Source organism: Chitinophaga sp. OAE865 (assembly GCF_040546735.1).
Taxonomy (GTDB): domain Bacteria; phylum Bacteroidota; class Bacteroidia; order Chitinophagales; family Chitinophagaceae; genus Chitinophaga; species Chitinophaga polysaccharea_A.
In genome coordinates this window covers 4,226,671-4,242,290 of record NZ_JBEPOF010000001.1, presented here as the reverse complement: position 1 = coordinate 4,242,290, position 15,620 = coordinate 4,226,671, and the positions used below count along the sequence as shown (strand labels likewise).

Here is a 15,620-nt window from a genome sequence, read left to right as displayed (position 1 = left end):
ATCAACCTGGGCATGAAAAAAATTATACTGCCTGTCCTCTCTCCCCTGATGCTGCTCTCAGCAACACTAGCAGCACAGGATAAACACCTTACGGATACTACCAGCCAGCTGGGAGAAGTACAGATCGTAGGCAGCCGCAGCGCCAACCGTACCAAACTGAACTCGCCGGTACCTGTAGATGTCATCGATATTAAATCACTGCAGGAAGCAGCGCCGCAAACCAGCATCACACAACTATTACAGTATGTATCCCCCTCCTTCCATTCGGTAAACGGCTCCAATGCCGGCGATGCAGGATCTGCCCTGAGCCTTGCACAGCTGAAAGGGCTTGGCGTAGACCAGTTGCTGGTACTGGTAAATGGTAAACGCCGCCATAAGAGCTCCAACGTGAACTGGGGCGGCCTTGGCAACGGCGCCACCGGGTACGATCTCAACTCTATTCCCGCCGGCGCTATAGAGCGCATCGAAATACTGCGCGACGGCGCCGCCGCCCAATATGGCTCCGATGCCATCGCGGGGGTGATTAACATCGTACTGAAAAAACAAACGGATGATGTGATCGTATCCACTACCGGCAGCGTCCGGCGCCGCGGCGATGGCGCCAGTACCCGCACCAATATTAACTACGGTATCAAAATAGGCGACCGGGGCGGCTACCTCAACGCCACCGCCGAATTTGCCACACAAGCCATTTCACTTCCGCCCGGCCGCGACGATGCTGGGCTGTACAACGGCCCCATCTATGGAGGTGGCGCCAACACCCGCGGTTATGATAACATCTATACCAAAGAAATAGATGACGCTATCCTCGCCAGCAGGGGCATCGACCGCCATTTTTTTGACCAGCGCGGCGGAGGTTCCAACAAAGCTAAAGATGCATTGCTGTTTTTTAATACAGCCATTCCCGTTAGTGACCATGCTGAAGTGTATGCATTCGGCGGTATCAGTCACCGCAACTCCCAGTTTACCGCGGTATACCGCCTGCCGGGATGGACGGAGCGCAACAATACCGGTCTTTACCCCGATGGTTTCCTGCCAAACATGGACAACAGCATCACCGACAAATCCATTGCCATTGGCCTCAAAGCCCGGGCCGGTGAATGGAAGCTCGATATTTCCAATGTATACGGCAAAAATGATTTTGGCAACGTGATCAGCAATTCACTCAATGCCAGCCTGGGCCTCAAAAGCCCTACTACTTTCGATGCCGGCAAATACAACGCTTCCCAGAATACCGCCAGCCTAGATATCAGCCGTTACTTCCCCACCGTGCTGCATGGCCTTAACATCGCGTTTGGTGCGCAGTACCGCACAGAAACCTACCAGATCATTGCCGGAGAAGAAGCCTCCTACAGCAAAGCAGATCTCCGCCCTGTTTATACAGTGGATACTTCTGTGAACGGCGTGCCTTACCTGGCCGACGGCGGCCTGCTGGCGTTGAATGGGCTTTCTCCCGGATCACAGATCCACGCCGGGTTCCGCCCTTCAAATGAAGTGAATGTAAGTCGCGCTATTGTAGCCGGCTATGCCGATGTGGAGCTTAATGTTACCGAAAAATGGCTGCTGTCCGCCGCTATCCGCGCGGAAAACTTCTCCGACTTTGGCAACGTTACTACCGGTAAAATAGCTACCCGCTACAGCTTCGCCCCATGGCTCGGTATACGGGGTTCCGCCAATACCGGCTTCCGCGCCCCCGATCTTGCACAGTTCTATTACACGGAAACCTCCACCAGCTTCCAGCAGGGCCGCGCCGTTGACCAGGTAACCGCTTCCAATAAAAATGCCGCTACCAGGGCGCTTGGCATTCCTTCCCTTACACCGGAGAAAAGTACCGGCTACACCGCCGGCATTACTTCCCAACCGGCACGAAACGTGGAACTGAGCGTTGATGCCTATCTTATAGATATTAAAAATCGTGTAGGCAATACCGGTAACTTCTCCGCTACCGATCAAAACCTGCCGGCAGATGTAAGGGCATTGCTGCTGCAAACCGGCACCACCCAGGCAAAGTTCTTTTACAACGCATTCAGCACCCGCACGCAGGGAATTGAATTTACCGGCAGCTATAAAATCCCCCTGCAACGTAACAGTCTGCAGCTGTTGGCTGGCGGCAACTTTGTAAAGAATGAGGTAACATCTGTAAATACCCCCAAAGGACTGGAACAATATAAATATGTCATCTTCAGCGAATCGGAAAAAGCAAGGGTAACTACCAATATACCACAACAGAAAATAACGTTGCAGGCTATACTGGGTACGCCCCGGTTCACCTTCCTGGCACGTACCATTTATTTTGGCGCTGTTACCACCGCCTCTGCGCTCAATGCTAATTTCCCGCGGCCCGACTACTACTTCCAGGAACTGAAGCCCATCTGGGTTACCGACTTCTCCGTAGGGTACCGCATCAGCAAAGCCGTACAGGTAACGGCCGGTGTAAATAATGCGTTCAATGTACTGGGCGACTATACCGACAAAGCCATTGCAGGACTGCGTAACCCGTCTGTAGTAGGTATCCAGAACGGCAGTGCAGGCATCCAGCCATTTGTAAGGTTATACGCCCGTTTCTAATCCATTAAAAAGATCATCATGAAAAATAATCACTTCTTCTTCCTGGGTAGCTTTGCTATACTGGCTTTCAGCGCCTGCAACAAAACGGATTACCTGGATGTAAACGCCGGTGACCGCCCTCCGCTCTCCGCCAATATCCGTTTTGTAAATGCCCGCATTCCCGCCACCGGCATCCAGTTCTGGACATTTACACAAAAAGTAACCACCGATGCCGTGCTGCCAGGCGCCGCATCCCCCTATGTACCCACTACTTTCGGGAATGTGCAGATCAACTTTACGGAAGGAAGCGGCACTGCCTACAAAGCTTCCAGGCAGTTTGGCAGCAGCGCTGTCTATTCAGCAACAGGCGGTCCTAACGGTCCTATTACCGGATACTACCATACTGTATTTGCCGCATCCACTAAAGCCAATACAGGCAAAGACACCCTGATCCTTTTTTATGACGATCTTTCAGCCCCGCCTCCAGGAAAGGCCAAGTTCCGGTTTGTGCACCTGGCGCAGGGTATCGGGGGAGTAAACGTAAAACTGAAACAAAACAATGTGGAAAGCAGCCTGTTCACCGCTATTCCCTATGGAAGCGCCGGTGGCAGCAACCTCCAGGGATCCGCTTACGAAAGCGCGCCCTTCACTAACCTGAACGCGGGTACGGTTTCATTGGTTGTAAGCGCAGGAGAAAATGCGGCGCCCATTGTTATTGACCAGCAGAGGTTAACTAATATCAATCTTGAAGCAGGGAAAATATACACAGTATTTATACGTGCAGACAGCAAAGGGGTTGTAAGCGCTGGCATCCTCTCTACCGGCGGTTTATAACGGTTGGCAATTGGTGGTTTGTAATAAAAAAGCAGCGGACAAATTTGTCCGCTGCTTTTACTTTTTTATAAGTTGCTGTTAAAAGCTCACCTTGCCACCTACTGTGATCCAGCGGCCGGGCATGGGCACAGCGCCAGCTTCTACATAGGTTACATCCAGCAGGTTGGTAGCATCTGCATACACCTGGTAACGGGGTTGCCTATACGCAATACGGGCGTCTAACAGGGTATAGTCTTTGTAATTAACGCGCATGCAATAACGCGCCGCGGCGGAAACGCTGAAGTGGCTTGCAATATCGGTACGCACATTGGCAGTGAACTGGTGCCGCAGGCTTTCAATCACATATCTCGAAATTTTCGTGGTGATCGCATCGCCTTTAAATGAGGGAGAAAGATAATTGTAGCCGGCGTTCACACCAAAGCTGTTAACCAGCGATCCTTCGCTGAAAATAGTGTTGTAGCCGCTGTTAAGCGAGAAACCGGTCATATCCGCACGCTGGAAATTCTGCGGCTGCCAGGGAACTTTTGCCGGATCTACACCGCCGGCAGTATCTTTCACGAAGTCAATAAAATTGCTCACCTGCCGGTAGAACACCGACCCGGAGAAAGAAAACTTACCGCTGAACTTCCGTATGCCCGCTTCTGCAAAAGATGCTTTCTCCGGCCCCAGGTTTTCGTTGCCGGTAATACCACCGCCTTTATAGTAAAGATCTGTGTAAGTAGGCAAACGCTGGGCGGTACCTGCATTGGCAAAGAGCTTTATGTTGGGCGTAACGTTAAAACCTATATCTGCACCGGGAAAGAACTGCCAGCCGTATACCGTGTTATAATTAAGATACCCTCCCACGGTAAAGCTGAACCGGCGGTCGGCCACTGATTTATACTCCCCGAACAGGCCCAGGTTGGCACGGTCGTGGTTACCGAGGTTAGAGCTTTTAATATGCTCGTAACGCCCTTCCAGGCCGGCGCCAAAGGTGCCGATGGCAGTGGTAAATGTGTTATTCAGTTCTGCATCGAATACATGGGTGTTATGAAGATTCCTGAATTTATCGGGTTTTATGTAGATGTAATCATCTTTGGTGTAGCGGTAGCTTACCCGTGGCGTCATCACCCAGTTGGGACTGATACGGGAGGTATTGCTCACAGCGGCGAAAAGGGTTTTCACGGTTTCCTCTGAATTCAGGTCGCCGGGAGCGGCATAAAAACCATTGGCGCCATACCCGTTATTTACAAATCCGGCCATCACATTGTATTGGTGCAGGGTATCGCGGTTAAAGGCAGCCTGGTAAAATGCGCGGTAGTTATCGTAGGCCGTGTTATAGCGGTAACCATTGCCCTGGTTACGGCTGGCGGAAAGCGACTGGCTGATGCCGTTCTTTACCAGCGCGCCGGTGGCGCCAAGACTGTATGCACCGTATAAATTATCCTTTTCATTCTTTTTAAAACTGCTGCCTCCGCTGCCGCTGATGCTAACCCCGCTTTGGGTGGCTTTACGGGTTACGATATTAATGGCGCCATTCAGTGCATTGATCCCGTAAATACGGGCAGCAGCGCCCCTCAGCACCTCTATATGGTCTACATCTGCCAGGGAAACAGGCAGGTTCATAATATTATGGCCCGTTTGCGGGTCAGTGATCTTTACACCGTTCAGCAGCACCAGGGTCTGGTCAAAAGTGCCCCCGTCGATGCCAATATCCGCCTGGATACCGCCTGGGCCCCGCTGCCTTACATCCAGCCCCGGTACGTAAGCCAATACTTCCGTTATAGACGTTACCGGCAAGGCTTCTATCTGCCGGCGGGTAATAATGGTAATATTCCGGTTCACCGCCTTTACAGGCGCTGCCAGCCTGTTCTCCTGCACAATCACTTCATCCAGGTGGCGGGTGGTAAGCAAGGAGTCTGCCTGTTGCGCAGAGGCGCTGCCACAAAGACCCAGGAACAGGGATATCAGTAATTTGTTATTCGGTACTGCTACACGCATCTCTCTAAATGATTGCTAAAAGAGCGCAAAAGTACGTATTAAATCATTTATCCAATCAGGTACGGGTATTCCGTAATGATAACCAGGTATCGCGGTCCATTTCAAATCTTAATTCCCCGTTCTTCATCAAGCCTTCATTCTTCCAGCCGCTGCGGGTGTAAAAATGTTCCGCCCGGGTTCCCGGTGCAGTGCCAAGCCAGAGCGGCCCAGGGTAAGTATCAAAATACCAGTTGAGCATAAGTCGCTGCAACTCCCTGCCAATTCCCCGTGCCTCCGTATGCGGATCTACAAACAAAGCCCAGATATTATGTGTGGCGGTATCCACAATAGCGAATCCCACGATGAGCCCGGCCGATTCACACAACCATCCTTTACCGGCGCTGGTAAGATATTGCACATAGTCAGCCGTGGTAACCAGCCCGGGGTTATTCAGCATGTTTTCTTTCACAGCCGCACGGACACGCTGTAAACCGGGAATATCGCTTATAGTGGCTTCTCTGAAAATCATAGGGTTAATACGTGAACGGTTATACGTAATGACTTCACCTGATGAAAATATCAACCCTGTTAAGATACATTTATCTCAACAAAAAAACCTTTAATTTTGTGATGCTATGACACCAGAAAACAACAGGAAAGCAAAGATCCTTAAATGGATAAAAAAGCTCGGCTTCTGGGGTTTTCTTTTCTTCCTTATAAAGGGCCTGCTGTGGCTGGCCTTGGGTTACTGGGGCGCATCCCTGTTCCGTTAAAAATGGAACCGGCCTTCTATTACCGTCACGGCCTCTCCTTTCAACAGTACGCGATCTCCTTCCAGTATCACTTTCAACTCTCCGCCCCGTGGCGATGCCTGGTAAGCAAGGAATTCATTTTTATGTAATCTTGCCGCCCAATAAGTAGCTAAACTGCAATGCGCGGAACCTGTTACCGGGTCTTCATCAACGCCTACCGGTGTGGCAAAATAGCGGGAAATAAAATCATACGGTCCTTCTGCGCTGCCTTTCCCTGTAAGCACCACCAGGTAAGGCGCCAGGATGTTCCTGTCGGGCACAAAATCAGCCACCGCGGCGCCTGTTGGCAGCTCTATGATATAGCGGTCCACGCTGAATGCTACATCAATGGCGTCGGCAAACAGCCTGCGCAGGTCGTCCGGCAATGCCACCCGGTCACAGTTACGCGCCGGGAAATTGAGCGTGATCCACCCGTTCTCCCGGCTGGCGGTTAACACGCCGCTCAGCGTGGTAAAGGAAATAGTAGCATCCGGCGCAACAAGCCCGGTTTCCCATAACACATGCGCACTGGCCAGTGTAGCATGCCCGCAGAGTTTCATTTCTACTTTTGGTGAAAACCAGCGCAGGTGGTAACCATTTTCTACCGGCAGCAGGAATGCCGTTTCTGCCAGGTTGTTTTCTGCGGCAATGGATTTCAATACCTCATCACCGGGCATTTGCTCCAGGAGGCACACGCCTGCCTGGTTTCCCTTAAATGGCTGCCTGGTAAAAGCATCTACCTGAAAAAATCTTACTTCCATATGTTGTTACAAATTGTAGCACAAAAATGCAGCGAATTATTTTCCAAAAACAGATGCAATTTTGATTATTTCGACCATATCAGATATAAAAAGGCTTCATGCAAATACCTGCATGAAGCCTTTAAAAACTGCGCTGATTTTACTATTTCTTCGGAGGGAGCGCAAATGCTACCGCATCGTGCTCAAAGTGACCTTTATGGGAGCCATCGCAAAACGGTTTGTTGGCAGAAAGCCCGCAACGGCAGATCCCTACTGCTTCCCGGCCGCCCAGGTCGTATTTGTTCCCGTTCTTATCCACGATCTCAAATTCACCTTCTATTCTCAGTGAGCCATTGTTGTTTACTGTAATTTTTGTAGCCATAAATCTTCCTTATTTGAGCGGCAAAAGTAGGGAAAACAAATGGCTATTCCGTTAACAACCTGTTACCGTTGTTCTATCACGGAAAGGATATTGCCTGCAGGATCGGCAAACCATGCAATTACGGGCCCTCCTCCGCGGAAAATACCTTTCTCATCTGTTTTAAGCTCACCTTCGTAATGCTGGAATTGTACGCCTTTTGCGGTGAGCTTGTCTACCGCTTCTTCCACGTTGCTTACCGGGAAGTTCAGCACAGTAAACGTGGCAGGGGTATGATCAGGCTTTTCGTAGATCATCACCGATGGCTCGCCCGCGATCTTTAAAGTAAGCACCGGTTCCTTTTCGCCGGCTTCTGTTTCTATTCCCAATGTTTGCTGGTAAAATTGCTTTGCCTGCTGCAGATCATTTACTGAGAAACTGCTGAATGCTTTTGTGTTCCCAAACATAATAACTGGTTTTTCTGGTGAAAAATAATTTCATACTACGGTGAAACAAGGCACAGCGGCCTGCTCCATTGAAATACCTGTTATGTAAATGTACTATCATCAACCCGTAATCACGGGGGGTGAACAAGGCAAATTAAGGGGCTATTACGACAACTATTGCACAAATTCCTTTACAGCTTCTCCCAGGTCATATACAGGCACTTTATCCTCCAATGCACCGGCCACAATGCTGCTGCCCGCTGCGCTCCTGTAGCCGCCGGCGCAATGCACCACTATGGGCTTATCCTCCGGAATTTCGGATACCCGTTCCCGTAGCTGGTCCAGCGGAATAGCGATCGCATCATTAAATATCTTTTCATCGTTCACTTCAGATATCATCCTGACATCCACAATTGTATAATGTTCCGGGTGCTCCCTGAAATCTGCCAGCGGCAATGGTGTCATCGTTGCCTTGCCCCCGGCGTAAACAGCCGCTGCTTTGATAAATGGCTCATAACCTATCTTGGCTGTCTTCCGGATCACCTCCTCTAATGCCGCTTCGTTCCCCGCCAGCAGGAAGTATAGCTCTCCGGGCGCAACGATACTTCCCAGCCAGGTTTCAAATTTGTCGCCATTCTGCAGGTTAATGGCATGGGGCAAATGACCTTGTTTAAAAAGGGATTGGGGCCGGGTGTCTATGATAATAATATTTTCTTCTGTTATTTCCGCTGCTATCTTCACCTTATCCAGCGATGGCTGCAGGTCCGGCGCTCCTTCGCGGTTTACACCCACATCGTAAGGGAAGTATTTGGGAATGAAAGGTTGCCGGGCCAGCAAAGCTGTCACGAACTCCGTTTCACTGAGCGGTTGCAGGCTCCAGTTGCTTACTTTCTCCAACCCGATAGTACTGCTGTCGGCATCGCCGAGCGATTTACCGCATAAAGTTCCGGCGCCATGCCCGGGATATACCAGCACATCATCTTCCAGCACCATCAGCTTTTCGCGCAGGGAATGATACATTTGTTTTGCCAGCTCGTTACGATGCGCCGTCATGTTGCCGGTATGCTCCCTTAAGTCGGGGCGGCCACAGTCGCCCACAAATAATGTATCGCCTGTAAACACCGCCCGTGGCTCCCCTCCGTGTATCAACACCACGCTGATGCTATCCGGTGAATGACCCGGCGTATTCAATGCTTTGAGCACAATATCCCCCAGCATCATCCGCATTCCCTCATCAAAAGCTACATGCGGGTAAGCGGCGCCGGTACGTTTTGAACAATACACAGTGGCGCCTGTAACCCGGTGCAGCTCCAGGTGGCCGCTCACAAAATCCGCATGCGGATGGGTTTCAATAATACCGGAGATCTTTGCATTCAGTCCTTTTGCATATTCCAGGTAGGGCCTGATATCACGGGCCGGATCTATCACGATGATCTCACGGGCCTTTTCACTGTAAATGGCATAGGCATACTGCGCCAACCCACTATCTTCAAATTGTTGAATATCCATGACCGTTGCTTTTATGACAAACTTTCCATGTAAAGAACTTTTACACAGATCATGGAAGTTACAACAAACAGCATTATCAGTTGTTTGTTTCGGGGAGATAAAAAACGCCCCGGGGATACCGGGGCGCAAACCATGCAACATTTATAATTTTGTAAACCGCGGCTCCAGGTGCGGCGCCAGTCCCGGCAGCTTTACCTTGTACCGGTAATAGCCTCCGAAAAAATCTTCTTCCTTCAATAGCTCATGACCTGTTTTACTGATCCAGAAGGTTTGCGTATAGTGCCCCCGCGGCGAGTCTCCTTCGGTGAACAGTTTCCAGCAGTCTACCTCCTGGTGGTTTAAAGTTTGCAGCGTTTCACTGCCGGTTACTTTATACGTTACATATGCCGGCGGCTCCAATCCCGCGTCATAAAACCGGATCACAAAGGTTTTCCCGGCCTTCAAAGGCAACATCTCAAAGGTTTCGATATCGAGGTTCCAGTTATAATTAGGCTTGTCAAAAACCAGTTTAAAATCCGCTGCTTTATTGTTCAGGGCGGCAGAATCGCCGCTGATCCCATCAGCAGCCCAGCGGTAAGCTTTCTGCTCCCCACCTCTTGTTTCAGCGTGGTACAACGGTGAGAAATCGGCCACGCTGTTATAGGAGTAGCTTTTGAGATAACGGACGGTATCACTCCCATACCAATGCTGGGTGATACGGAACACGGGCGCATTATCATGATTGGTTTTCTCTATTTCCCGCACCCACAGGCTCAGGTCAAGCCAGTTACTGCGGGAGGGCAGCTGAAAATATACCAGGTATTGCTTTACCCCGGGTTTCAGGAAAGCAGTATTCAGCCGGAGATGTTGCTGATCAATGGTATCGGTTTGCGCAAAAGCGGGCAGCATGGTCATTAACAGTACAGCAAGGGTCAGGTAGCGCTTGGGTTGCATATTGAAAAGGTGATTTAAAGTGATCGGATCAGCAAAGATTTCCTGTTTCCCTGCTGTTCTGAAAATGATTTCAATCACCTTCCCTTTCTTTTTAATAACCTGCCTGTTTCTCCTGAAAAAAAATGAAACCGGGCAGCCGTTGAAACTACCGGCCCGGTGGTTGAGCCTTTGCCGGTAACTGTTGAATAATAATACGATCACTGCAAACGAGTGCAAAACCTTCGTAAATTGGGCCATGCAATTAATTAGCCGTATGCCGGCAGCCGTCAAGGTACAATGGGTGCTCTGGGTGGCTGTTTTTTTAATGATGTTCTTTACCATGCTGCCGGAAGATGGCTTCTGGCAGGCCGCCGTTTTTTCATTGCTCAACATCCTCTTTTATGCCCTGGTCATTTACGGCAATATCAGCTGGCTGTATCCGCGGTACTACCTGAAAAAGCGTATATGGGTCTACGTTATTACGGTGCCATTATTCCTGCTGGCGGCAGGATCAATAAGGGGCATCCTGCTCACCTGGATCTACAACACCTGGTTCACCACGCACCCGGAACCTCTCACCACCGCTATTATGCTCCGTTACCTCACCGGCATTCCCCTGCTGTTCCTGATGAGCTTTATAATGAGAATGGCCATCGTTTATTTTGAGCTGAAGGCGCAGGCGGCCGCACTGGTGTTACAGAATACAAGAACTGAGCTCAATCTTCTTAAGTCACAGGTACAACCACATTTTCTCTTTAATACGCTGAACAATATCTATTACGAAGCCTACCTGGAAGCCCCCCGTACTGCGGCCCTGATAGAACGGCTGTCGGATATTATGCGGTACTTTGTAGATGAAAGCCCTAAAGACCAGGTAGACATCTCCACGGAAATAAAGTTCCTGGAGAATTATATTGCACTGGAGCGCATCCGGATCCGGCATGGCATCGATCTCCAATTTACCAGTGAAGTGCCCGGCGGATGCACGATTCCGCCCATGCTGCTCATGACCTTTGTAGAAAACATTTTCAAACACGGGATCGATAAAACAAGTATGCAGAACCATATTGATATTTCGCTGGTAAAACAGGACAACGCCCTGCTTTTCACTACAAGGAACAGTTTACCGGGGCAACCTGTACATAACCATCCCGGCGGATCAGGGATCGATAATCTCCGGAAACGCCTTACCCTGCTGTATGGCGGCAACTTCACGCTGCAAACCGGCAAGTCCGGTAATTATTTCACCGCATTATTATCCGTTCCGTTATGAGCCTGAAATGTATCATTGTTGATGATGAGCCCAATGCTGTAAACCTGCTGGAACTGCATATTCAGCAAACAACGGACTGGCAACTGCTGGCTAAATGCTACGACGCGCTGGAAGCGCTGAACTTCCTTAAAAGCAACAGGGCCGACCTGGTTTTCCTCGACATCAATATGCCCCGGCTCGATGGCATGGAGCTGGCTGCCCTGCTGCCTCCGGAAACAAAAATTGTGTTCACCACCGCATATACGGAATACGCTGCCGCCAGTTATAACTTCCAAACGGTCGACTATCTGCTCAAACCCATTACACTCAAACGTTTCCTGGCGGCCCGCCAGAAAATAGAAACGGCGTTTATGCCTTCCCGTATTCAGGATGCAGCTGTTCCGGAATCATCTCCCGGTTATTATTTTATAAAAACCGGTAAAACCCTGCAACAGGTGAAACTCTCCGAGCTGCTGTACTTTGAAGGAGAGAAAGAATATGTGCGGGTGGTAACTGTGCGGGAAGCCATACTGGTATACAAACGCCTGAAAGATATTGCGGAACAGCTGTCGGCGCCTTTTATCAGGGTACACAACTCCTATATTGTAAATACCACGCATATTGATAAGATCCAGGACAATCACCTGTTCGTTGCCGGCAAACGGATCCCGCTGAGTGAAAAGTTCAGGCCCGCATTTATGGAATTGATCCGGCAGCGGTTTTTATAACGCCGGTTACGGGGTCTTCGCCACTACAGCCGGTAAAAACGCCGCTACTTTTGCCTCCATACCATCTGATTTATCTGCTGCCGCATCGGCTTTCAGTGCATTGACTGCCGCCCACCGCATCAGTGCATCATCATGCTGGGCAGCGGCCAGCTGTGCAATCCGGTAGTAAGTATAGGCCAGCAGGTCCGGCGCACGCGATACACATTGCAAAGCGCGCTGATAGTAGGCCAGGGCATCTTTGTCTTTATGCTGCATCGCGGCAATTCGGCCCATCTGGTACAACAACGTATATTCCACCCCGTAGTGATCGTCCGGGAACCCTTCGTCCAGGTACGACTGCGCCAGCTTCATCGCTTCATCATTTTTTTGCTGCCTGCGCAGGTTGAGCACCCGCACCACTTTGGCCTGGGCAAGCGCCTCTGGAGTAAGCGCTTCATCCCAGTGAAGCACTTTAAAATAAGGATCTATCTGCACGTTTGTTACCGTTCCCTTCACCGGCAGCGCCAGGTGGTTGCTGCGGTTATTGATATTGATACGTTGCAGTGTTGTTGCCCCGTTGCTATATGTGATCAGCACTTCCAGCGGAAGCTGGTATATACTGTCTTTTTGCGTAATGCTGAGCTGCAGCTTATCCTGCTGCTGTTGCCAGCTGCTTTGCCAGGAAGGGGCGCCTGTGCGTTCAAACCACTGCCGGTAAAACCACTGCAAACTGCTGCCATGCGCCTTCTCCACTTCTGCCTGGAAATTTTCCCAGGTAACGCCATTACTGCTGTATTTATCGCCGATAGTCCGCAGGGCTTTATGAAAAGCCTGTTTGCCCACGATGCCGGACAGCAGCTCCAGGGCGAGAAAGCCCTTGCTGTCGCCAATAGTATGCCCATTGCTGCCGGTAAGCGCCACCAATGGCTCATCATTGCCTGCAGCTATATTTTTGAGATAACCCAGTCCGCACTGGTCGCTGATATAACCAGGGTAACCCGTTCTCCGGTACGCCATGGCATGGGCGCTGTCGAAATGGCTCACTACCTGTAATGAGCCGTATTGTGCCAGTCCTTCCGAAAGCATGGACTCTCCCTTACTACCGGCCGCCAATACTTTGTTGCCCCACCACTGATGGCCTATTTCATGACCAAAGAGCGCGTAATTAAACCGGCGCAGTGCTCCGGTAGGCATGGCCACACCTCCTAAGATGCTGGCGCCGCCAATACCGGTTATGTCTGCCACATAATCGGGATATTCAATGATGGAGAAGTTGGGAATGTCCAGCGGTCCGAATTGGGACGACAGGTAATCCAGCACGGCAGCAGATTTCCGGCTAAGGTCGTTGCCATCCACACCCTTGCTCAGGCTGTAGGTATAAAAAGGCCGCTGCCCCTTATACGCCTGCCTTGTGTACCGGCCTATATAAAGTGAAAAGATATCCGGCTGTGCATAATGAAAAGTATAAGTACTATCCGCCACGGTAACGGTACTGGAAGCCATTACCGGCATCAGGCCGGCAGGTGTGGTAACGGTAATGACGCCGGTGCCACGGGTATGATTGCCTGCGCCATCGGTCATCTGCGGGTACCATGCAGCACCGTAGCCGCCTGCCATGCAGAAGCTGCTGTCCAGATAAAACTGGAAGGCGGGTTCTCCTCCCCGCTCGTAGGCACAGGTGAAGTGTAAAGAGGTTCCTGCCGGCAGCGAAGAACGGAAATGCCAGCGGTAGATGATATCACCGGTTGATTTATGAATGGTATCCATGAGGGCTGCAATGCTTTCCAGCTTCAGCGTGGCCGGGCCTGCGCCCTTGCTGATCACGATATCTACTGAATCGGCCGCAGCGGCTTCCGTGTCAAAAGTAAATCCACCCTGCACAAAAAAAGATTGCTTTGCGGGGTTGGCAGTTACCTGCAGCCGGTAATCGAGCTTCCGCTGGGCGGGTAACAAAGCCGGTATTAATAAATATAGAAGAACGATCAAACGGCGCATACTTTTTTATACAAAGTAACAGCCGGCGGCATCAAAAAAATAGTACCGGATTAACTTTTTAGCAGGGTCCTGAATTTATGTGGAGTGGCGCTATAAAATAACCGGAAACACTTTACCAGGTGGGAAGCATCCGAAAAGCCGGCGGAAAAAGCAATATCCGTTACCGGTAACTGCGTGGTAAAAAGCAGCGTCATGGCTTTTCTTACCCGCATCTTTAACTGGTATTCACCAGGCGTGATACCTTCTCTTTCCTTAAAGGCCCGGGCCAGGTAAATGGGATGTACAAACACCCGCGCGGCCAGCGAGCGGATAGTATGATGGGTATCAAATTCATTTTCCAGGATGTCCTTTACTTTTGGCAGCCAGGGCAAACGCTCAGGCAGTTTTCCATCTGCATATTCCAACAGCCAGCTGATAATATGTTCCTCGGGGAGAGTGCTGCCCGGGTCCTGCACAAATGCATACAACAACCGGTACAGGTAATCGAATGTGCCCGTTTTATAGATCGCTGCCGTTTGTGGCAGCAAATGCTCCAGCCCCAGCTCCTGCAAACCGTTTGGCTTAAACTCTATATTCAGGCACCGGCCGCCGGAAGGCTGGAAATGATTGGCATGACTGTATCCGGCAGGACGGAAAAGCACTTCGCCGGGAATAACAGCGCTGTCTGTTTTCCGGCTCACCTCTTCATAACTGCCGCGGATCAGCAAACTGAGATATGCGTTTTCATGATGGTGCATACCGATCTGTACATCCGGCTGGTATGCCGTAATGTTCAGCCGGAAAGAGGCATTCTCCCCAACCTGTTGTTCTTTTCCAAAATAATTGCCTGGCGACAGGATGATACTCATAAAAAAATAGCCGGTTGCATGCTGGTATGCCGGTGATCAAAGATACTTTAACCAATTCGTTTTCTTACAGTTCCTCCTTTGTATGCCGTACTGATTTTGAACTGTCAAAACAACAAATATGAAAAAGCTTCTTAAACTACTGATTGCTTTTTTGCTGGTCATCGCGGTTACCATAGGCGCCCTGGAATAAACCCTGTTCACTCCTCTTCCCGCTGGTATAACTTCAATCCTCTTGACAGCCGGATGACGGATCTGGTCATACGGCTTACTTTTGTTTCTTCTCTTTTGGCGCTGAAGATCCAGTTGATATAATACCGCTGCTCCGTTTCAGAAAGAGAGTGGAAGAAACGGTTTGCGCCTGGTTCATCTTCCAGGCAGACCTTCAGTTCTTCCGGTATCTCCAGCGGATCATCATCCCGGAACAAAATGATCTTTACCCAATCACCTGCTTTCTTCTTTATCTTTTTCCGGATCTCCGCTTTTACAGGGAGGAACAATACGTTATTGCCCAGCGGCATCAGGTGGCATTTCCTGATTTCGAAATCATCTATAGACCCTTTCACCTTCACCAGGCCAAAGGCCTTCACTTTATCAGGAGTTATTTCGGGAATACGCGCAAAGGTCCATCCACCTTTAACAGGGAATTTCTCAAGACGATACGATTGACTGACGATTGGTTTTATGGGCATACCAGTAAAGTTATAATCCTTCTGTCATCTTTT

Annotated in this window: 15 protein-coding genes; 5 read left to right on the top strand and 10 right to left on the bottom strand. The window is 50.2% G+C overall.

Features of this window, described 5'->3' with window-relative positions; translation table 11 throughout:
- The first annotated feature begins 12 nt into the window (after window positions 1-12).
- A complete protein-coding gene (locus tag ABIE50_RS17200; RefSeq protein WP_354028050.1) occupies window positions 13-2,568 on the top strand; it encodes a TonB-dependent receptor plug domain-containing protein in 2,556 nt (851 codons plus the stop codon).
- An 18-nt stretch (window positions 2,569-2,586) separates the two neighbouring features.
- Window positions 2,587-3,381 (top strand): DUF4397 domain-containing protein, encoded by a 795-nt coding sequence (locus ABIE50_RS17195; protein WP_209857544.1) that lies wholly within the window; start codon window positions 2,587-2,589, stop codon window positions 3,379-3,381.
- Window positions 3,382-3,459: 78 nt separating this feature from the next.
- On the opposite strand, the gene ABIE50_RS17190 is transcribed toward ABIE50_RS17195, so the two are convergent.
- Together ABIE50_RS17190 and ABIE50_RS17185 are read right to left on the bottom strand one after the other, a co-directional pair.
- The gene (locus ABIE50_RS17190) at window positions 3,460-5,361 is read right to left on the bottom strand and encodes a TonB-dependent receptor plug domain-containing protein (protein WP_209857543.1); all 1,902 of its coding nucleotides are present in this window, start codon (window positions 5,359-5,361) and stop codon (window positions 3,460-3,462) included.
- Between the two features lie 55 nt (window positions 5,362-5,416).
- Window positions 5,417-5,869: a GNAT family N-acetyltransferase gene (locus ABIE50_RS17185; RefSeq protein ID WP_209857542.1), complete on the bottom strand. Its 453-nt coding sequence runs from the start codon at window positions 5,867-5,869 to the stop codon at window positions 5,417-5,419.
- A gap of 106 nt (window positions 5,870-5,975) precedes the next feature.
- On the opposite strand from ABIE50_RS17185, the gene ABIE50_RS17180 reads away from it, so the two are divergent.
- On the top strand, window positions 5,976-6,113 hold the full coding sequence (locus tag ABIE50_RS17180; RefSeq protein WP_142686785.1) for an alanyl-tRNA synthetase: 138 nt from the start codon (window positions 5,976-5,978) through the stop codon (window positions 6,111-6,113).
- Here the strand turns inward: ABIE50_RS17180 and ABIE50_RS17175 are convergent.
- The 5 genes from ABIE50_RS17175 to ABIE50_RS17155 all read right to left on the bottom strand — a co-directional run bounded on the left by ABIE50_RS17175 (window position 6,110) and on the right by ABIE50_RS17155 (window position 10,354).
- A complete protein-coding gene (locus ABIE50_RS17175) occupies window positions 6,110-6,892 on the bottom strand; it encodes a PhzF family phenazine biosynthesis protein (RefSeq protein WP_209857541.1) in 783 nt (260 codons plus the stop codon). The two genes, ABIE50_RS17180 and ABIE50_RS17175, sit on opposite strands and share 4 nt — an antisense overlap.
- Window positions 6,893-7,034: 142 nt before the next feature.
- On the bottom strand, window positions 7,035-7,253 hold the full coding sequence (locus ABIE50_RS17170) for a CDGSH iron-sulfur domain-containing protein (RefSeq protein WP_142686783.1): 219 nt from the start codon (window positions 7,251-7,253) through the stop codon (window positions 7,035-7,037).
- A 62-nt stretch (window positions 7,254-7,315) separates the two neighbouring features.
- Window positions 7,316-7,696, bottom strand: coding sequence for a VOC family protein (locus tag ABIE50_RS17165; RefSeq protein WP_209857540.1), 381 nt, complete (start codon window positions 7,694-7,696; stop codon window positions 7,316-7,318).
- A gap of 153 nt (window positions 7,697-7,849) precedes the next feature.
- Window positions 7,850-9,184, bottom strand: coding sequence for an MBL fold metallo-hydrolase (locus ABIE50_RS17160; protein WP_209857539.1), 1,335 nt, complete (start codon window positions 9,182-9,184; stop codon window positions 7,850-7,852).
- A 141-nt stretch (window positions 9,185-9,325) separates the two neighbouring features.
- Window positions 9,326-10,354 (bottom strand): DUF3108 domain-containing protein, encoded by a 1,029-nt coding sequence (locus ABIE50_RS17155; RefSeq protein ID WP_209857538.1) that lies wholly within the window; start codon window positions 10,352-10,354, stop codon window positions 9,326-9,328.
- Here ABIE50_RS17155 and ABIE50_RS17150 point away from each other — a divergent pair.
- Window positions 10,353-11,369 (top strand): sensor histidine kinase, encoded by a 1,017-nt coding sequence (locus ABIE50_RS17150; protein WP_209857537.1) that lies wholly within the window; start codon window positions 10,353-10,355, stop codon window positions 11,367-11,369. The two genes, ABIE50_RS17155 and ABIE50_RS17150, sit on opposite strands and share 2 nt — an antisense overlap.
- A complete protein-coding gene (locus tag ABIE50_RS17145; protein ID WP_209857536.1) occupies window positions 11,366-12,076 on the top strand; it encodes a LytR/AlgR family response regulator transcription factor in 711 nt (236 codons plus the stop codon). Before ABIE50_RS17150 ends, ABIE50_RS17145 begins: the two co-directional genes overlap by 4 nt.
- A gap of 6 nt (window positions 12,077-12,082) precedes the next feature.
- Here ABIE50_RS17145 and ABIE50_RS17140 read toward each other — a convergent pair whose 3' ends face one another.
- The 3 genes from ABIE50_RS17140 to ABIE50_RS17130 all read right to left on the bottom strand — a co-directional run bounded on the left by ABIE50_RS17140 (window position 12,083) and on the right by ABIE50_RS17130 (window position 15,587).
- Window positions 12,083-14,041 carry a M1 family aminopeptidase gene (locus ABIE50_RS17140; RefSeq protein ID WP_209857535.1) on the bottom strand — a complete coding sequence of 653 codons (1,959 nt, stop codon included), beginning with the start codon at window positions 14,039-14,041 and terminating at the stop codon, window positions 12,083-12,085.
- Between the two features lie 59 nt (window positions 14,042-14,100).
- Window positions 14,101-14,898 (bottom strand): helix-turn-helix transcriptional regulator, encoded by a 798-nt coding sequence (locus tag ABIE50_RS17135; RefSeq protein ID WP_209857534.1) that lies wholly within the window; start codon window positions 14,896-14,898, stop codon window positions 14,101-14,103.
- Window positions 14,899-15,095: 197 nt separating this feature from the next.
- Entirely contained in the window at window positions 15,096-15,587 is a 492-nt protein-coding gene (locus ABIE50_RS17130) for a YdeI/OmpD-associated family protein (protein WP_209857533.1), read from the bottom strand.
- Window positions 15,588-15,620: the final 33 nt, after the last annotated feature.